Genomic DNA, 18577 nt, shown 5'->3' on the forward strand with positions numbered 1-18577 from the left:
GAGTCGTGGCTGTCGGCGGCATCGTTCCAGGAGACCACCCGCGTCCTGACGCAGGCGGCCATGGAGGGCAAGAGCGACCCGCTCGTCGGCCTCAAGGAGAACGTCATCATCGGAAAGCTCATCCCCGCCGGCACCGGCCTTGCGAAGTACCGCAACGTCGTGGTCGAGGCGACGGAGGAGGCCAAGAGCGAGCGGTACCCCAACCGCATCTTCGCCTCGGACGGCGCGTACAGCGACGCCGACCTGAGCTACGTCGACTTCGACAGCTTCTCGACGGACGACTTCACGCCCGGCACCTACAACTGATCGAGGCCAAAGGGCCCCGGGGACACACGTCCCCGGGGCCCTTTCCCATTTCCGCGAGCCGCCACGTTCCGCGCGAGCCGCCATGATCTGGCGCGCCGGAACATGGCGGCTCGGGCAGATCTTGGCGGCTCGCGGGAGGGCGCGGCGGGTGCGTGGGGGCGCGGAGATAGCCTGAGCGCATGGCTCGGGTCGGAGGAAGAAGCGCGGCGTTCGCGTGGGTCGTCGGTGTCGCGTGTGCGGCGACCGTCGGCGTGCTGGCGTTCCTCGCGATTCCGATGATCCCGGCATCCGTGTCCTGGCTCACAGAAGCGGCCGGGCGCTCGTCCACGTCGACTCCGGCCGCGGAGGCGACCGGGAAGGCCGCCTCCGTCGATGGCGTGCCCGCCCGCTGCGCCGACCTCTACGACGAGGCGCTCGACGCCACGCTGACCTTCGCCCCTGGGGCTGCCGGGCTGACGGCATCGTCGGACGCACCGATGACCACCGCGACGCAGCTGGTCGACGCCCTGCGACCGCGGGTCGTGTTCACCTGTGCATGGCGCGCCGACGCCGGCACCGTGACCACGACGCTCGCGGATGTCCCGACGGATGCCGGGCCCATCGCCGCCGCGGCGCTGCCCGCGGCGGGGTTCACCTGTTCATCGCAGGGCGAGCGCACACGCTGCACGCGCACCGACGGCGACCTGACGGAGACGATCGAAGCCGGCGGCGGCCGGTGGCTGTCGACGAGCGAGCGTGGCTGGCACCCCTCGGACTACGTGAGCCGCATCGCGAAGCGCGTCTGGGGCTGACCGCGCACCGCTACCGCGTCGCCGAGGGGCTGGGGGCGGGTGCCGGCGTCCGCGGCACGGACCCGGCGGGCGGCCAGAGGGCGTCGATGATGGCGTCGGTGTAGCCCGCGGGGGCGAGATTCGAGTACTGGGTGTCGACGATGACACCGTCGCGGTAGAAGAGGGTGCGCCCCTCCTGCACCGGGAGGGTCGCGGACTGCCAGGTCTTCTCGCAGCGGATGCCGCCGTGCGGCTCGTAGCACGTGTAGCCGTCGTTGCCGAGGGCGTAGAGCGCGTCGCGAGCCGGCTGGTCGGGGGCGTACCCGATGAGGGTCACGAGGCGAGTGCCGACCGCGCCCGGCTCGCCCCAGACGCACACGCGCGTGCTGTCACTGCGGATGCCGCCGCCCATCCCCTCCGCGTTCAGCGGCACGCCGTCGAGCTCCTGCAGGACGCTCGCGGTCAGGATGTCCCGGCATCCCTGCGGCAGGTTCGACGGCAGCGGCGTCGTCGAGGTGGCCGGGCCCATCGGGAACGGAGCGAGTGTCATCGCCGGCGTCGGTGCGGCAGGCGACGCCGGGGCGGACGCGCTCGTCCCGATGGTGTCGGGCGTGCCGGCGCAGGCGGTCAGCGCGAGCGCCGCGAGCAGCGTGATCCCGAGGGCGGCGAGTCGGCGTGACGTCATGGCCTCACGATAAGCGGCGCGCGCGGCACGGGCGTCGAGACACGTCGGCATGGCTCCGCGTCGGTGCCCCATCCCGGCGTTACGCTCGCTGTGCGGCGGCACACGTCCCGCGTGAGGAGCACACGCCATGAGCGACCCCAAGTACGGCGAACCGATCGAGGAGAACACCCCGGTCGAGACCACGTCGGTCGATGAGGCCGTCGCGAGTGCCCATGCGGGGCTCGCCGACGCCGAAGCCGCCTCTCGCGAGGCCGCCGTCGATGCGCCCTCGACAGCGGATGCCGAGGCCGCCGACGCTGTCCACACGTCCGCGTCGGCCGCGTCCGAGCAGGCGCCGCAGCCCGTGGTCGCCGAGCCGGCGCGCGCGGAGTCGACGCCCGCCACGCACACGGAACCGGTCTACGGATCCTCCTTCGCCGACGATCCGGTCGACGAGACGTACGTTCCGGGCGCCTATTCGTCTTCTGCGGAGACCGTCGTCGTCGCGGAGCCGGTCGTGCCGGTCGTCCCGGCCGCGGCCCCCGCCCCGCAGCCGATCTTCGTGCAGGCTCCCGAGCCGCCGCGTCTGCGCGGCAACCGTGGCGCTGCGGGCGCGATCGGCCTGCTGGCGGCGGTGGCCTTCGGCGTCCTGTACCTCGGCGCCGCGCTCGGCCTGCAGGCCATCCGGGGCGAGGTGACGGGTGCCAACGTGGGCACCGCCGCGCTGGCTGCGGTGCAGTCGTGGTGGCTGTGGGTGCCGGTCGTCGTCTTCTTCATCGGCTTCTGGCTGCTCGGTGCCGTCATCAATCGTGGACGCTGGGGCCACTGGGTCATCTTCGGCCTTCTCGTCGGCGTCGTCGCCTACGCGGGGCACCTCCTCGGCCAGCTGTTCCAGGCGCCGTTCTGGACGCTCACCGCGCGGCAGGGTGCCGACCTCATTCAGGGGCAGCTGCTCGCCCCGCTCGCGATCGTGGCCTTCGTGCTCGGCCGTGAGCTCACGATCTGGTTCGGCGCGTGGGTCGCGGCTCGCGGCAAGCGCGTCACCGAGCTGAATGACGAGGCGCAGCGCGAGTACGAGCGCACGCTCGAGGCGGGCCCGAGGCTGCACCAGAGCTGATGACCGATCCGCGCGGACGCGGTGGCGCAGGCGGACTCACCCCGCCGGTGGCCACCGCGTTCGCCGTCGTGGGGTTCTTCGCCCTGCTGATCGGCGGGTTCGGGATGCTCAGCCTGTTCACGGGCGCGGAGGTGCTGCCGGTCTCCGGGCTGGGGCAGCTGCCCGGCATCGTCGGGGGCGCGTTCGCCGTCGGCGCCTTCGCCCTGTCGACCTGGTTCGCCGTCCGCCCCGAGCGCGGGCGATACGGCAGCGCGGCGATCGTGACGGTGGCGACGGTGCTCGCCTACCTGTTCGGTGTACTGGCCGGCGGTGTGCTCTCGGGAGTGGACGGCGCGCGCATCGTGGCCGCTGTGGGCGCATTCGCGACCTCGTGGTTCGCCGTCGTGCTGGCCGCCGCCGCGCTGGTGGGTGGATGGGGGGCGATCGCGCTCGTGCGCACCGCCGCCGAACGGCCTCGCTGGCCGTGGGAGCGCGACGACGACTGAGTCGTGGCCGGAAATCCCCCGCGATCGGCGCGGATGCCGCAACAATGGACCCGTGGAGCGGTCGATCGAGACCCAGGTCAGCCAGGCGGTGGACGCCTGGCTGCGCTGGCTGCCGCGCTGGGAGCCCGCCACCCACCGCGGGCGCGTCGCGCCGTGCCGCCGCTGCTTCGGCTCGCCGGTGCTGTCGGCCGCGGGCCTGGGGGCGGATGTTCCGCACGGTGTGCAGCACGGGCTCTCCACCCGCATCAAGACGATCGTCGATCATGCCGTCGCGGAGTACACGTCGCGCAACCTCCCGATGCTGCAGGCCGAGCTCGACCAGCAGGCCGCCCGCAACCGGGCGCGCAGCTACCGCCCCGCGGAAGGGCTCGACCCCGAGTTCGAGGGACTTCCCCTCGATCCGGATCCGGTGCCGGGGGCGCCGTTCCTCTTCACGATCGGCGGGCTCGCGGAACAGGAGGACGCCGACATCCCGGCCCTGCCGCCGCTCAGCGATGATGCGAAGGCGGCCCTCCGCCAAGAGGTCGGACTGGCCGACGATTACGCCAACATGGTGGGTCGCGAGGTCTGCGCCGTGCTGCTGCACCATCGCCTCCGCATCCAGGCCGCCATCGCGCAGTACGTCGAGCCGCAGATCGCCGCCATGCTCGAGGAGCTCACCCGTTCGCTGGATGCGCCGTTCGAGCCGAACGGCGACCCCGGACTTCCCGAGCTCTGACTCGCCCCGGCTCGCCTGGAGGCGAAGCGGGGCGGAGCGGGCGTCGCGGTGTGTCGAGGTGGCTTTGTTAGCATGGCCGGGTTCCCGACGTCGTCGGGGATGGGGTCGCGAGATGACTGAGGGGTGCCATGACGCGCAGGCTCCCGTCTGCGCCGCCGCAGCTGCCGGGGCTCGATTACGTGCGTCCGCTGGGATCCGGCGGCTTCGCCGACGTCTTCCTCTATCAACAGGACATGCCGCGACGCGCGGTCGCCGTGAAGGTGCTGCCGGCCGGCGAGCGTGACCCCGACCTGCTGCGCATGTTCAACGCCGAGGCGGACGTGCTGGCGCATCTGTCGGCGCACCCGGCGATCGTCACGGTCTACCAGGCCGGAATCTCCGCCGACGGACGGCCGTACATCGTGATGGAGTACTGTCCGGGCTCGCTCGCGCAGCGCTACCGGATCGAGCGGATGCCGGTGGACGAGGTGATGGCCGTCGCCGTACGTCTGGCCGGTGCGCTCGAGTCGGCGCACCGGGCGGGGCTGATCCACCGCGACATCAAGCCGAGCAACATCCTGGTGACCAGTTTCGGGTCGGCGGTGCTGGCCGACTTCGGCATCTCCGCGTCGTTGCAGCGCAGCGCGGCATCCGACGTCCTCGCGATGTCGATCCCGTGGAGCGCGCCGGAGGTCGTCGCCGAGCACAGCGGCGGCACGATCGCGAGCGAGGTGTGGAGCCTGGGCGCGACCGTGTACTCGCTGCTGGCCGGGCACAGCCCGTTCGAGAGGCGCGAGAAGGATCAGAACACCCGCGAGCTGATGCGTCGCCGCATCGCACGGGCGACGTTCGTGCCGATCGCCCGTCCGGATGTTCCCGACGCGCTGCAGCAGGTCCTCGCGACGGCGATGACCCGAGACCCCGACCGCCGGTACGCCTCGGCGCGGGAGTTCGGCGAGGCCGTCCGCGAGGTGCAGCGCGCGGCCGGGATCGCGCCCACGGCGCTGGAGGTGCCGACGGAGGAGTGGATGCCGGCATCCGACGCGATCGACTTCACCGACGTGTCGGCGCGCGGGCCCGCACGCAGCCGCGTCGCGGAGGGGCGTCGGCGCGCCACGGCGGATCCCACGGCCCGACGCACCCCCAGCGGGGATGAGGACGCGACGGGGCTGAGCGCCTTCGCACCGCGTGCGCTGTGGTCACCGCGGGCCATCGCGCTCTCGATCGTCGGCGCCCTCGTCGTGGGCGGCGGACTGCTGGCCGCGGCCGCGGCGCTGTGGACGGTGATGCGCTGATGAGGCGGGGCAGCATCGTCGGTCTCGCCGCCGCGGGCGCGACGGCGGCGCTGATCGCCGGTGTCAGCGTGGTGTGGCCAGGGCTGGACGCGCAGCGCACCCCGCCGTCGCAGAGCTCCGCGTGGGTTCTGCAGGCCGACACGCTGCGCTACGCGCGCGTGAACACCGCGATCGGAGAGATCGACACGGTGCGCGCCGTCAGCAATCCGAGTCGGATCGTGACCTCCGCCGACGGTGCGTACATGTTCACTGACAACGACGCCAAGGTCGAGCGCATCGACGACGCCGCACCGGTCGATCTCGACGCCGAGGGGCTGCGCACCGCGACGCCCGCGCCCGCCGGGACGGCCGACATCGACGCCTCCGGTGACGTCGTGGCCTATCGCACCGATGCGGGGGCGGTCTTCGCGGGGCGGCTCTCGGCCGGACCCGCCGCGCCGATCGATGTTCCGGCCGCCGCCGCCGTCGCGGCCGCATCGTCGGGCGTGGTCTTCAGCTATTCGGCGTCGGCCGGCACGGTTTCGCGGATCGACCTCGCCTCGGGAAGGGTCGCCGCCGCCGACAAGGTCGCGGCCACGGTGGAGCGCCCCGTTCTCACTGCCGCCGGCGATGACTGGGTGCTCCTGGACACTGCCGGCAGCGGTGCGGGACGGTTCTGGACGAGCCGTGGGACGGGCACGATCTCGCTGACGGGCACCATCGCGGTCAGTCGACCGGCGGTGGACGGCGATGCCGTCTACGTCGCCGACGACACGGGTCTGGTGCGCATTCCGGTCTCCGCGGTCGCGGCCGAGCGCATCTTCGGTGACAGCACCACCTCGCGAGGCACCCCCGCCCGTCCGGTCAGTCGCGGCGGCGTCATCAGCGCCGCGTGGCTCGCCGAGGGCACGCGCGGGGGCACCCTGTGGACCTCCACCGGAGGGGATGTGCCACTGGACTACGGCGGGCAGGGTCTGGGCTCCCAGCGTCGCCCCGTCTTCGTGGATGCCGGCGACAGCGTGATCCTCAACGATGCGCGATCAGGGTGGGTCTGGTCCGTCCCGGAAGGGCGCCTGCTGCCCTCCAGCCAGAACTGGGACATCGAGGACGAGGTGAAGACGGCGCCGAAGACGTCGGACCAGAAGCCGCCGCCCATCATCGACCCGCGCCCTCCGGTCGCCGAGAACGATGCGTTCGGCGTGCGGCCGGGTGCCCTCGTGAGCCTTCCGGTCCTGCTGAACGATCACGATCCCAACGATGACGTCCTCGCCGTCGACCCGGCATCGGTCACCGGCCTCGACCCCGCCTTCGGCACCGTGACCACCACCGACGACCGCCAGCGCCTTGCGGTGCGGGTCGCCCCCGGAGCGACGGGATCGGGGACGTTCAGCTATGCGGTCACCGACGGCACGACGGCGGACGGGCTCGTTTCGCCGCCGGCGACGGTGACGCTGCGCGTCGCGGCGGAGGACGAGAACTCCGCCCCGGTGTGGTGCGGCGTCGAGGGGTGCCGCCAGGACTGGCCGAGCCCCGAGGTGGCTCCCGGAGGCACGGTGACCGTTCCCGTGCTCGGCGACTGGGTGGACCCGGAAGGCGACCCCGTTCTGCTCCTGTCGGCGAGCGACGACTCCGGTCTCGGCGAGGTCGCCACCACCCCGGAGGGCGGCGTCGTGTTCCAGCACCGCGACGCCGGGGTGGCCGGCGAGCAGGCCGAGTCGATCACGGTGACCGTCGCCGACGTCCGCGGCGCGACCGCGACCCGGCAGCTCGTCGTGCGGATCCGGGGCGACGCGCAGCCGGCCCTGCAGTCGTTCGCGGTCGTCGACGTGGCGGGCTCGCGCGTGTCGGTCGACGTCGCCCCGCACGTCACGGGCACCACCGGCGACCTGACGCTCACCGCGGCGCGCGTGCTCGATGATGCGGCGGCCACCGCGACCGTCGTCGGCGGCTCGACCACGTTCGATGTCGTCGCGGCGTCGCCGGGCGCCTACCGTGTCGCCGTCACGGTGTCTTCGGGAGGGCACGAGGCCACCGGCACCGTCCGACTCACGCTGCTCGACCCCGGCGGGCCCGCCGACCTGTCCACCTCGCCGGTCGTCGCCTTCGTCCGTCCGCAGGCCGATGCCACCGTCGACGTCCTGGCCGCGGTCACCAACCCCACCCGGCGGGTGCTGCTGCTCAGCGATCTCGTCATCCGACCGGTCACCGGTGCGTCCCTGTCGGCCGACGTCGTGGCCCAGAGCCAGCTGCGGGTGTCGGGCTCGACGGCATCCGGCGAGTCGGGTCTGCTGGGAACCGTCTCGTACCGGGTCGGCGACGGCACGACCGACGAGGGTTCGGCCATCACCGGTGAAGCGACGGTGTACCTGCTGCCGCCCGCCGCCGAGCAGGCGCCGATCGCCGTCGACGATCGTGCCGTCGTGCGCGCGGGCGCGCAGATCGACATCCCGGTGCTGGACAACGACGTCGCTGCGGTCGGCACCCGCCCTCGCCTGGACCCGGAGTCGATCGTCGCCTCGCGCCCCGACGTCCTCGCCTTCGCCGCCGGCGATGTGCTGCGGGTGCTGGCTCCCACGACGCCGGGGGACGTCACGATCTCCTATCGGGCGTTCACGACCGGCGCACCGGCGCTCGGCGACACCGCCACGGTGCACCTGATTGTGGTCGGCGACGGAGCGAACCGCGACCCCCTGCCGCGGACGCTCTCGGGGCGGGTGCTCAGCGGACTGTCCACGGTCATCGCGTTCGACGGCTTCGGGATGGATCCGGACGGCGACGTCGTGCGTCTGGATCGCATCGTCGATCAGCCCGCGCACGGCTCGGCCGTCATCTCCGCCGACGGTGCGTCCATCGTCTACTCCAGCGATGCCGGGAGTTCGGGGCAGGACACGTTCACCTACCGGGTGGTGGACCCGTCCGGCGCCGCGGGCGTCGGAACCGTCCGCGTCGGGGTGCTGAGCGGCGATGCCAGTCCTGCCCCCATCACCTACACCGATTACGTGCAGGTGCAAGCCGGTGACGGCAACGTGCTGCGCGTGCATCCCCTCGCCAATGACATCGACCCCCTGCAAGGCACGCTGACCCTGCAGCGGGTGCGCCCCGACGTGCCTCAGTTCGCGTTGGACGGGTCGCCGACGGCGGAGTTCACTCGTCTGCAACAGCGACTCGTGTCGCAGAGCGACGACACGGTCACGATCGCGGCGGGACCGACACCCGGGACGATGTCGTTCCTCTACGACGTGGTCTCCTCGGCCGGAAACACCGCCCGCGGCCTCATCGTCGTGCGGGTGGTCGCCCAGCGCGTCGCCGACTTCCCGGTCGTCTCCGACACCGTGCTCGGCGCCGACGGACGCGCCGATCTGGCGCGAGGCATCGACGTGCTCTCCGGCAAGGTGCTGTGGTCCGGAGGCGACACGGGCGACCTGTCGGTCGGGCTCTGGGCACCGATGGACGGCATCACCGTCGAGGGGACGCGCCTGGTGGGCACCGTCGACGACCGCGCCTACGTGATCCCCTTCTCGGTCACGGGGCAGACGTCCGCCGGGCCGGTGACGACGTACGCGTTCCTGAGGATCCCGGCCGCCGCCGATACGCCGTTGGCGCTGCGTGCCGGGGCGCCCCCGCTCACCGTCGGCGAGAACGCGCAGGCCGATGTCGACCTCGCCGCGCTCATCACGGTGCCGCGCGGTCGCGCCCTGGAGCTGTCGGGCGAGACCCGCGCCTCGGGCGCGCGGCCCGGGGCATCGTGCACCGCCGTCGGCGGAACCACCCTGCGTTACGCGGCCGGCGCGGACGCGCCGTGGACGGACACCTGCCGGGTGCTCGTACGCCTGGCCGGTCAGCCGGCCTGGACCGTCCTGGCCATCCCGGTCGTGGTGACCCCGATCGCCCCGCAGCCGCGGCTGTCGCCGGCCGCGCTCGAGGTCGCGCCGGGCGACACCCAGGTCTTCGACCTCGGCGCGATGACCACCTGGCAAGGGCGCCCCGAGGCGATCGTCTACCGCGTCGACGGGACCCCGGCATCCTTCGACCTCGCGCTGCAGGGCGCGCAGCTGAGCGTTCGAGGCCGCGATGCGGCCGCCCCCGGCACGATCGAGAGCGTCGTCGTCCAGGTGACCTCCCACCCGGGTGTCGCCCCGGCGCGGATCTCCCTGCGGGTCGGCGCCGCCCCGTCCACGCTGCCGCAGGGCGGTTCGGTGCAGCAGCAGTGCAGCCAGGCATCGGGCTCGTCGTGCACGATCGACGTCATTGGTTCGGCCGGCGAGGTCAACCCGCTGCCGGGTACGCCGCTGCAGGTCGTCTCGGTCGCCCCGGCCGGTGTCTGCACCGGAGTGAGCTTCGCGGTGGTCTCGCCCAGCCGTGTCTCCGCGACGTGGACCTCGGATGCGCCCGGTGCGACGTGCGCGGCGAGCTTCACCGTCCGCGACGCCCAGGGGCGCCAGAGCGCGAGCGTCCGAGACGGACGGATCCTGCTCGACCTGCAGGGCTACCCGAAGGCCCCGGCGAGCGTGGCGCAGTCCGCCTACGCGGACGGCTCGCTCACCCTCCGGGTCGATCCGGGGCCCGCGCAGGCCGCTTACCCCGCGCTCACCGGGTTCGAGGTCCGCCAGGCCGGCCAGCGCGTGGCCGTGTGCACGCCGCAGGGCATCTGCCCGCCGATCAGCGCCCCGAACGGCGAGCAGCGCTCGTACGAGGCCGTTGCGGTGAACGCGGTGGGCTCCTCGCTCACCGCCGTGCGCACGACCGCGTGGGCGTACGATCCGCCGTCCGCTCCCACGGGTGCGACTGCGGCCCCCGTCGTCGCCGGCGCCGACGGCGGCGTCGCGTCGCTGGCGATCTCCGGCGTGGATGCCGCGAACACCGGATCTCTGCGGATCACCAGTCCGGTCGGCGAGACGCAGACGATCGCCGTCGGCTCGTCGCAGACCACCGTCACGGTGCCCGCGTTCCGCGTGGGCGCGAACACGGCGACCGACGTGACGATCACACCGCTGTCGAGGTACACGGCCCCGCCGGGCCTGCCCGGCCCCGCCATCGGCTCCATGACGGTGTCGGCGCACGGCATCGGTGCGCCGACGCAGGGCGCGCTGACCCTCACGGCCGTCAACGTCGGCGGTGGCCGCGTCGACATCACGGCGGTGGGAACGGCGACGCCGGGGGGCGACGGCGCCCGCGTGCGTTATGGCATCGTGCGTCTCGACGGCCCCGTCGGCCAGGACGGCGCCCCGGTCTCCGTCGACAGCTGTCGCACGAGCGACGACGGCGGACAGCGCGTCTTCCGCGGTCTTCCGGACGGGCGCCTGTACACCTTCGCCCTCTGCGCGGAGTCGTGGTTCGATTCCCGCTCCTTCGGTCGGGCCACCGTCACCGACACGGTGCGCGCGGTGCAGAGCGGTGCTGCGCCCACCGGCTACACCTTCGTGGTCGGTCCCACCGCCCACGTCGCCGGCGACGACACCCCCTCGGGTCGCGCCACGTGGACGATCGATCAGACGCCGACGTCGCCCGAGACTCCGCCGAACGACAACAACGTGGTCTTCCGAGCACTGCCGAGCAGCGTGTTCGACAAAGACCCCGGAATCGAGGTGCGCTACGAGCACAAGGACGGATGGTGGCAGTCGGCATGGGGCGACGTGACCCCCGCTGCCGGCAGCGCGCCGTATCAGGTGCAGGCCTCGTGGTCGCTCGGCACGTGCACCGGTGGCACGATGCTCTCCCGCAACGCCGGATCGAGCGGCTCGGATGCCGCGGTGACGTTCGATGCCACCGGCATCCGCTACTACGACAAGAACGACGCGTTGCTGGTTCCCGGCACGGACCCGTGGACGGTGCCCGCGGAGGCCGTGCGCGTCACCGGCATCCGTGTCGTCGTCGACTGGTCCGGGCAGGGCTGGAACCTCGCCCCCGCGAGCGCAGAACTCGCGACACGCTGTACGCCCTCCACCGCGCCGAACCCGGCCGGCTGACCCGACGGAGTCCTCATGACGATCACCACCGAGCAGGCGACCTGGTTCGCCCAGACCTTCGCGCAACTGGCCGACAACGTCGAGCGCGCCGTGCTCGGCAAGCGTCACGTCGTCGAGCTCATCCTGACTGCCATGCTCAGCGAAGGACACGTGCTCATCGAGGACGTGCCGGGCACGGGGAAGACCTCCCTCGCTCGCGCCGTGGCCCAGTCGGTGCAGGGGACGACGACCCGCATCCAGTTCACCCCCGACCTGCTTCCGGGCGACATCACCGGAATCACCGTCTACGACCAGAAGACCGGCGCGTTCGAGTTCCACCCCGGCCCCATCTTCGCCAACATCGTCCTCGCCGACGAGATCAACCGCGCGAGTCCGAAGACGCAGGCCGCGCTGCTCGAAGTGATGGAGGAGGGGAGCGTGACCATCGACGGCGTCACGCGCGCCGTCGGCGCCCCCTTCCTCGTGCTCGCCACGCAGAACCCGGTCGAGCAGGCCGGCACCTACCGACTGCCCGAGGCCCAGCTCGACCGCTTCCTGCTGCGCACGGCGCTCGGCTACCCCGATCATGCGGCGACCGTCCGCATCCTCGATCGCGCCGCGGTCGCGACCGCGGAGCTGGCGCCCGTGCTCACTCCGGGCGCGCTGGTCGGTATGAGCGAACTGGCCGCTGACGTCTACGTGGACGCGCTCGTGCTCGACTACATCGCGCGGCTCGTCGATGCGACACGAGCCGCTGACGAGGTGCGCCTCGGCGTCAGCATCCGCGGGGCCCTCGCCCTGACGCGTGCCGCACGCACCACCGCCGCCGCCCACGGTCGCACCTACGTCACTCCCGACGACGTCAAGCGTCTCGCCGTCCCGGTTCTCGCCCACCGGCTGATCCTGCATGCGGAGGCCGAGTTCGACGGTGTGGCCCCCGAGGCGGTCATCGGCCAGGTCCTTCTCGACGTGCCGCCGCCCACCCGCCGGGACAGCGCGTGAGCAGCGTCGAGAGCCGCTCGTCCGTGACCGACACCCGGCTCACGCGCACCTCGGCCACCGGACTCACCGGCGAGCGGACCGAGGTCACGGCGCGCCGCGGCCGTCGCCTCGTGGGCGCGGCCGTCCGCGCCTCGCGCGCCTGGGCGAGCGGGCGTTCGGCCGTGCGCGCCGCCATCGCCTGGTCTCGTGCCACGATCCGGCCCGCCGGGGCCCTGGTCGTGCTCACGTCGACCGTGGGCCTCGCCGCCGGTCTCGCGTTCGGATGGGTCGAGGCGCTCGTCGCCGGCGCGGCCGCGGCGGTGCTGCTCGTGATGGCCCTGCCCTTCTTGCTCGGAGCCCGCGCGTACGAGGTGCGGGTGGTGCTCGAGCGGGAGCGCGTCGTCGCCGGGGCGGCGGCGCGGGCGGGCATCACCGTGCGCAACATCGGGCGCACCACGGCGCTGCCGGGCCGCATCGACATCCCGATCGGACCCGGTCTGGTCGAGGTCGGCATCCCGCTCCTCGCCGCCGACGAGGTCTCCCGGCACGCGGTGGATCTGCCGCCGCAGCGGCGCGGCATCGTGCGCATCGGCCCCGCGACGACGATCCGCTCCGACCCGCTCGGTCTGCTGCGGCGCGAGCACGCCTTCGACGAGGTGCAGGAGCTGTTCGTCCACCCGCGCACGGTCACCGTGCCGTCCACCAGCGCGGGACTCATCCGCGATCTCGACGGCAGCGCGACGCGGCGCCTCGTCGATGCGGACATGTCCTTCCACGCGATCCGCGAGTACGCGCCCGGTGATGCCCGCCGACAGATCCATTGGAAGTCGACGGCGAAGACGGGCCGGCTCATGGTCCGGCAGTACGAGGAGTCGCGCCGCTCGCGGATGGCGGTCGTACTGGGACTCTCGAGCGCGGAATACGCATCCGACGACGAGTTCGAACTCGCCGTCAGTGCGGCATCCTCCCTGGCGCTGCGGGCCGTGCACGACGCGCGCGACCTCGACATCGTCGTCGGTGCCGAGATCCCGCGCGTCGTGCGGGGTCGCCTGCGCGCCATCCGACACATCGCCGCGAGCGCCCCGCGCGCCGTGCTCGACGGCTTCAGCGGCGTCGATCGCCTCGTCGAGACGATGCCGTTCCCCGAGGTGTGCCGGCTGACCGCCGAAGCGAACGAACGGCTCTCGGTCGCTGTCCTCGTCGCCGGCTCGGGCGTGCCTCTCGCGGCGCTGCGCCTGGCGACGCTGGCCTTTCCGATGGATGCCGCGGTCATCGCCGTCCGCTGCGACGAGCGCGCCCACCCGCGCGCACAGACGGTCGGTCCACTCACCGTCGTGACCATCGGCGCGCTCGAGGACCTCGCCGGACTGCTCCTGCGCGGAGCCCGGTCGTGAGGGTCGTGGCCGGTGCGCTCTACGCGCTCGCCGCCGTGGGGCTGGCGGCGGTGGCGGCATGGCCGGTCTACCGCTCGGCGTCGTTCCTGCTGCTGGTGGCTGCGGCATCCGTTCTCGCGGGAGCGATCGCCGCCCTCATCGCCTGGCGGCGATGGAACGGCTGGGCTGCCGCCGGGCTGCTCGCCGGTGCACTCCTCGTGGTCGGCGTGCCCGTGGCCGTCCCCTCCCGTGCGGGGGCGCCGGCACCGTTCCTCCAGGGACTGGGAGAGCTCGCCGCGGGGCTTCTGTGGGGATGGAAAGACCTGCTCACCGTCGACCTGCCGGTCGGGTCGTATCGCAACCTGCTGGTGCCGGCGCTCGTCGTATTCCTCGTCGGTACCGCCAGCGTGCTGCTGCTGAGCTGGCGCACAGACGTGCTCGCCGTGCTCGCTGTGCCCGTCGCGATCGCGATGGCCGGATTCGGGCTGCTGTTCGGCAGCACCGAGGTCAGCGCACCGCTGGTCATCGGCGCCCTCGTCCTTCCTGCCCCGGTCGAGACGGCCGTGGGAGCGGGAGTGCTGCTCAGCGGCGTGCTGTGGTTGTCGTGGCGCAGCCGCGCCGCGCGTGTGCAGGCCCTTCGTCGGGCGTCGGATGCAGCCCGCGTGCGGGTGGCCGGCGACGCCGCGCGGGGAGCGGGTGCGCGACTGCGCCGGCTCGGGCTCGGCGTCGGCATGGTCGTCGTCGCCGCGGCCGTCGCCGTCTCGGTGCCGGCGGTGGCGGTGCCGGCGCAGCGCGACGTGCTGCGCGAGGCGACGGGACCCCGGCAGGAGATCTCCCGTGCGATCAGCCCGTTGAGCTCGTATCGGACGCTGTTCGCCGACGCGCGCGTCGACGAAGAACTGTTCCGGGTCACCGGCGACGCTCTTCCCGACCGGGTGCGACTGGCTGTCCTGGACGACTACGACGGCGCGGTCTGGCGCACCGACCCGGCCGGCGAGCCGTTCGTGCGGCTTGCGGCGGCACGCGTCCTCGGTGAGGGGGCTCCCATCGACGCCGAGGTGACGATCGGCGCGCTGGACGGCATCTGGATGCCGACGGCCGGAGCCGTGGCATCCGTCGACTTCGCCGGGCCGCGCGCCGCCGTGCTGGCCGACGGCTTCTACGTGAGCAGCGCACGGGAGGCGGCGGTCGAGACGGCCCCCTGGAGCGCCGGTGACACCTACCGTCTCCGCGCTGCCGCGCCGGCGGTGAGCGCCCTGTCTTCGGCCACTGCTCCCGGGGGGCAGGCGGGAGTGTCGGTGACCGCCGCCGACGGCAGCGAACTGGTGGCACCGGCGAGCCTGCGCACCTGGGTGCAGCAGCATGCCGTCGGCACCGGCGGTGCAGCCCTGGACGGCCTGGTCACACTGCTGCGTTCGCGCGGCTACCTGAGCCACGCGCTGCGCCCGCCCGCTGTCGGCGCCGCCTGGATGCAGCAGCTCGGGGCGGGCTACACCTTCGCACCGAGCGCGTCGGGACACTCGCTGGCGCGTATCGACGCCATGTTCACGGCGCTGCTGGCCCGCGAGGCCGACCCCGTCGCCGTCGCCGCGGACGACCTCGCGGCCGCCGTCGGCGACGACGAGCAGTTCTCGGCCGCCGTCGCCCTCATCGCCCGTGAGCTGGGCTTTCCGGCGCGGGTGGTCGTCGGCACGCGCCTCACGTCGAGCGACCCGGATGCCGCGACCTGCGCCGGCGGGGTGTGTCGCACCGGCGACGTCTCGGCGTGGGTGGAGGTGCGCGCCGCGTCGGGAGACTGGATCCCGGTCGACGTCACCCCTCAGCACGTGCGCCCGCCGCGCACCGAGCGCACCGAGCAGCCCGACCCCCAGATCGCCACCTCGGTGCGCCCCGACGGGGTCGACGAGGTGCAGCCCCAGCGTCCCGCGCAGGAGGACAGTGCCGCGCCGACCGACCGACCCGACCCCCTCGACCTGCGCTGGCTGTGGACGACGCTGGGTATCACCGGCGGCGTCCTCGCGGTTCTGCTCGCGCTCGCCGGTCCCTTCGCGGCGATCATGATCGCCAAGGCCCTGCGCCGCCGACGGCGACGGCGCCAGGACCGACCCGCCGACGCGATCGCCGGGGGATGGGACGAGTACCTCGACGCCGCCGCCGACGCCGGCCGTCGCACACCGCCCGCGGCCACGCGCTCCGAGATCGCACAAGCGCTCGCGCGTCCGGCGGCGGGCGCGCTGGCGCGCACCGCCGACGAAGCGGTGTTCTCCGCCCGCCCGATGGCCCCCGACGAGGCCGATGAGTTCTGGCGGATCGTCGAGGACGAGCGTGCTGCGCTCGCGACGAGCAGGTGGCGCCGGCTGCGTGCAGCCGTATCGTTGAGATCGTTCGTCCCGCGATCGTTCCGGTCACATTTCGAGAGGGGGAGCCGCGCGGCCTCGCGCCCGCGGCGCACCGCATGAACGCACCCATCGGCGACTCCGTCGGCGCTCTGCTGGGCCTCGTCGCCCTCGCGGTGGGCCTCGCCCTGTACGTCTGGACCGCCCTGGCCCTGGCCGCGATGTTCCGCAAGATGGGCGAGGCCCCCTACAAGGGGTGGGTGCCCGTCCTCAACGTCGCCACCGTGCTCGGGTGGGGAGGGTTCAGTCCGTGGCTCATCCTGATCGGGCTGTTTCCGGTGCTCGGGCCGATCGCGCTGTGGGTGCTGGTGATCATCTCTGCTCACCGGATCAATCCGGGCTTCGGATACGGCAGTGGCATGACCGTCCTCGCGGCGGTGCTGTTCGTCGTCTGGGCGAGCATCCTCGGTTTCGGACCCTCGCGGTGGCTCGGCGCACGCGCCGGCGGCATGTCGGCGCACCGCCGCGAACAGACTCGCGCGAGCCTCGGCGGTGTGTTCGCCGAACCCGCCCCGATGACGCCGGAAGCCGCGGTCGTCTCTGCATTGCCGCCGGCCGCGGTGGCGGAGCCGGCAGCACCGTCCGACGACGTGCGCGAGGACGACGACGACCTGGCGCGGCTCTTCGCTCCTCCCGCTCCCGCCGCCGCGCCGGCCTGGACCCCGCCGGAGACGACGGTGCCGCCCGCCTCGCCGTCGACGGCCGCCCCGGCGCCCGCGGAACCTGCCCCCGCACGGCCCGAGGCGGGAACCTTCGCCGTCGAGGCGCTCGACGAGCCCGTCGCGACGTCGTCGCCGCCGCCGTCCGCCGTGGTCCGTCCGCCCGCTCCGGCGCCCGTATCGGCATCCGCCGCGGTCCGCGCCGGGGAAGCCACCGCTGACGACGACGCGGCCTGGCCGTCGGAGATCGATGACGTCTCGGCGATCGCGCCCTCCCCGTTCCCGCCCAGCTCCGGTGCCGGATGGCGCCACGCGATGCCGCCGGTCACCGATGATGCCCCCATCGACTTCGTGCCGGGCCGTCGCAGCACCGCGCTGCCGTCGCCGCACGACGTCGGCGAGGCGGCGGATGCACCGGCACCGGCGCCCCGGGTCTCCGCTGCCGCGGCAGCCGCCCGAGCCGCCCACGGCGTACCGGCCGAACCCGCCGCGGATGCGTCCGACTCCGCGGTCGACGGCTCCCAGGCGGGCTCCTCGGACGCGCCCGCCGCGGGGGAGCGTGGGCTCACGCCCGACGCGGCGGAGCCGCCGCTGCGCCGCGCGCGACCGTGGCCGGCGTTCGCGGTCGCTCCGAACGAGCCCGACGGCTTCCCGGAGCTGTCGGGCGAGGTGTCGGCGGTCATCGGCTCTCCGGCTGCAGGATCGCCGCGTTCGGCCGCGGGCGCGGTGGCCGCTCAGCACCTCCGCGGCGAGAGCGCCGACGACGACATCGACCAGACGGTCATCACGCGGCGGGTCCGCGCGGCGGTGTGGCAGCTCGTCCCGGCATCCGGTGCGCCGGTCGCGATCACGGCAGACGTCGTCATCCTCGGGCGCCGCCCGGCCGCCGACACGGCCTTCCCGAAAGCGCAGCTCATCGCCGTTGCGGGCGAGGCTCTCACCGTGTCCAAGACCCACGCCCGCCTCGAACGGCACGACGACGTCTGGACGATCACCGATCTGGCCTCGACGAACGGCGTGCTCGTTCGCACCTTCATGGGCGAGGAGGTCGAGGTGGACCCGGGCTCGAAGATCGACGCGGGGGAGCGGTTCTTCCTCGGCGACGAGGAGTTCCACCTCGCGCGCATCGAACGCTGAGGCGAGCGCGGCGGGAGCAGGGCGCGACTCACCGGGCGCGTTTGCCCGCGTTCGTCATACGGCGTAGTATTGACCGGGTGTGCGTATACGCGCGCCGTCCGCCGTGCCACGGCATCCGGACGGGGTTCGGCACACGATCGGGACCGGTCTGCGAACAGGCCGCCCCCACGGCATATCCACCACCCATGCTCGGCATCCGCCGTGCCGGTGGATCTGTGGTGAAACCACCATCGCTGTCACCGTGCAGCACCTGTGCAGGCGAGAGCCCGCACAGCTTTACAAGGAGAGAACGTGCCAACCATTCAGCAGTTGGTTCGCAAGGGACGTACGCCCAAGGTCACCAAGACCAAGGCGCCCGCCCTGAAGGCGAACCCGCAGCAGGCGGGTGTCTGCACCCGCGTGTATACGACCACGCCCAAGAAGCCGAACTCGGCCATGCGCAAGGTCGCCCGTGTCAAGCTTCGCAACGGCACCGAGGTCACGGCCTACATCCCGGGTGAGGGCCACAACCTGCAGGAGCACTCGCTCGTGCTCGTCCGTGGAGGCCGTGTCAAGGACCTCCCCGGTGTCCGCTACAAGATCGTTCGCGGCGCCCTGGACACCCAGGCCGTCAAGAACCGCAAGCAGGCCCGTAGCCGCTACGGCGCCAAGAAGGGCTGAGTCCGATGCCTCGCAAGGGACCCGCACCCCGCCGCGTCGTCGTCAACGACCCGGTCTACGGTGCTCCGATCGTCACCCAGCTGGTGAACAAGATCCTCGTCGACGGCAAGAAG

General features: G+C 73.0%; 13 protein-coding genes and 1 pseudogene. 13 read left to right on the top strand and 1 reads right to left on the bottom strand.

The features are described 5' to 3' along the window. Together ABS64_RS13465 and ABS64_RS13470 are read left to right on the top strand one after the other, a co-directional pair. Positions 1–306, top strand: a 306-nt coding sequence (locus ABS64_RS13465) for a hypothetical protein (protein WP_292684172.1), incomplete at its 5' end; no start/stop codon positions are given. A gap of 179 nt (positions 307–485) precedes the next feature. Then, complete coding sequence (locus tag ABS64_RS13470; RefSeq protein WP_292684174.1) at positions 486–1097, top strand: hypothetical protein; 612 nt, start codon at positions 486–488, stop codon at positions 1095–1097. Positions 1098–1107: 10 nt separating this feature from the next. On the opposite strand, the gene ABS64_RS13475 is transcribed toward ABS64_RS13470, so the two are convergent. Beyond that, positions 1108–1761, bottom strand: coding sequence for a hypothetical protein (locus ABS64_RS13475; RefSeq protein ID WP_292684176.1), 654 nt, complete (start codon positions 1759–1761; stop codon positions 1108–1110). A gap of 127 nt (positions 1762–1888) precedes the next feature. Here ABS64_RS13475 and ABS64_RS13480 point away from each other — a divergent pair, with 127 nt between their 5' ends. The 11 genes and pseudogenes from ABS64_RS13480 to ABS64_RS13530 form a co-directional block, all read left to right on the top strand. Continuing rightward, positions 1889–2857: an ABC transporter gene (locus ABS64_RS13480; RefSeq protein ID WP_288120319.1), complete on the top strand. Its 969-nt coding sequence runs from the start codon at positions 1889–1891 to the stop codon at positions 2855–2857. Next, a complete protein-coding gene (locus ABS64_RS13485) occupies positions 2857–3342 on the top strand; it encodes a hypothetical protein (RefSeq protein WP_292684179.1) in 486 nt (161 codons plus the stop codon). Before ABS64_RS13480 ends, ABS64_RS13485 begins: the two co-directional genes overlap by 1 nt. 52 nt (positions 3343–3394) lie before the next feature. Beyond that, a complete protein-coding gene (locus ABS64_RS13490; RefSeq protein WP_061680977.1) occupies positions 3395–4060 on the top strand; it encodes a hypothetical protein in 666 nt (221 codons plus the stop codon). 128 nt (positions 4061–4188) lie between these two features. Next, the gene (locus tag ABS64_RS13495; protein WP_292684183.1) at positions 4189–5334 is read left to right on the top strand and encodes a serine/threonine-protein kinase; all 1146 of its coding nucleotides are present in this window, start codon (positions 4189–4191) and stop codon (positions 5332–5334) included. Beyond that, positions 5334–11279, top strand: coding sequence for an Ig-like domain-containing protein (locus ABS64_RS13500; RefSeq protein WP_292684185.1), 5946 nt, complete (start codon positions 5334–5336; stop codon positions 11277–11279). The genes ABS64_RS13495 and ABS64_RS13500 overlap by 1 nt, the downstream gene beginning before the upstream one ends. Positions 11280–11294: 15 nt before the next feature. Next, positions 11295–12260: a MoxR family ATPase gene (locus ABS64_RS13505; protein WP_061680982.1), complete on the top strand. Its 966-nt coding sequence runs from the start codon at positions 11295–11297 to the stop codon at positions 12258–12260. 23 nt (positions 12261–12283) lie between these two features. Beyond that, positions 12284–13633, top strand: coding sequence for a DUF58 domain-containing protein (locus ABS64_RS13510; protein ID WP_292684188.1), 1350 nt, complete (start codon positions 12284–12286; stop codon positions 13631–13633). Continuing rightward, a complete protein-coding gene (locus ABS64_RS13515) occupies positions 13630–16071 on the top strand; it encodes a transglutaminase domain-containing protein (RefSeq protein ID WP_292684190.1) in 2442 nt (813 codons plus the stop codon). The genes ABS64_RS13510 and ABS64_RS13515 overlap by 4 nt, the downstream gene beginning before the upstream one ends. Further along, the gene (locus ABS64_RS13520) at positions 16068–17804 is read left to right on the top strand and encodes an FHA domain-containing protein (RefSeq protein ID WP_292684192.1); all 1737 of its coding nucleotides are present in this window, start codon (positions 16068–16070) and stop codon (positions 17802–17804) included. Before ABS64_RS13515 ends, ABS64_RS13520 begins: the two co-directional genes overlap by 4 nt. Positions 17805–18095: 291 nt before the next feature. Continuing rightward, positions 18096–18464 carry a 30S ribosomal protein S12 gene (rpsL, locus tag ABS64_RS13525; protein WP_005050525.1) on the top strand — a complete coding sequence of 123 codons (369 nt, stop codon included), beginning with the start codon at positions 18096–18098 and terminating at the stop codon, positions 18462–18464. A 5-nt stretch (positions 18465–18469) separates the two neighbouring features. Next, positions 18470–18577 (top strand): annotated as a pseudogene (locus ABS64_RS13530) (30S ribosomal protein S7); the annotation flags it as partial.

Source organism: Microbacterium sp. SCN 69-37, assembly GCF_001724435.1.
Classification (GTDB): domain Bacteria; phylum Actinomycetota; class Actinomycetes; order Actinomycetales; family Microbacteriaceae; genus Microbacterium; species Microbacterium laevaniformans.

Excerpts from the sequence above, each read along its gene's own strand:
- ABS64_RS13470 (WP_292684174.1), top strand. The coding sequence starts at position 486 with ATGGCTCGGGTCGGAGGAAGAAGCGCGGCGTTCGCGTGGGTCGTCGGT.
- ABS64_RS13475 (WP_292684176.1), bottom strand. The coding sequence starts at position 1,761 with ATGACGTCACGCCGACTCGCCGCCCTCGGGATCACGCTGCTCGCGGCG.
- ABS64_RS13480 (WP_288120319.1), top strand. The coding sequence starts at position 1,889 with ATGAGCGACCCCAAGTACGGCGAACCGATCGAGGAGAACACCCCGGTC.
- ABS64_RS13485 (WP_292684179.1), top strand. The coding sequence starts at position 2,857 with ATGACCGATCCGCGCGGACGCGGTGGCGCAGGCGGACTCACCCCGCCG.
- ABS64_RS13495 (WP_292684183.1), top strand. The coding sequence starts at position 4,189 with ATGACGCGCAGGCTCCCGTCTGCGCCGCCGCAGCTGCCGGGGCTCGAT.
- ABS64_RS13500 (WP_292684185.1), top strand. The coding sequence starts at position 5,334 with ATGAGGCGGGGCAGCATCGTCGGTCTCGCCGCCGCGGGCGCGACGGCG.
- ABS64_RS13505 (WP_061680982.1), top strand. The coding sequence starts at position 11,295 with ATGACGATCACCACCGAGCAGGCGACCTGGTTCGCCCAGACCTTCGCG.
- ABS64_RS13520 (WP_292684192.1), top strand. The coding sequence starts at position 16,068 with ATGAACGCACCCATCGGCGACTCCGTCGGCGCTCTGCTGGGCCTCGTC.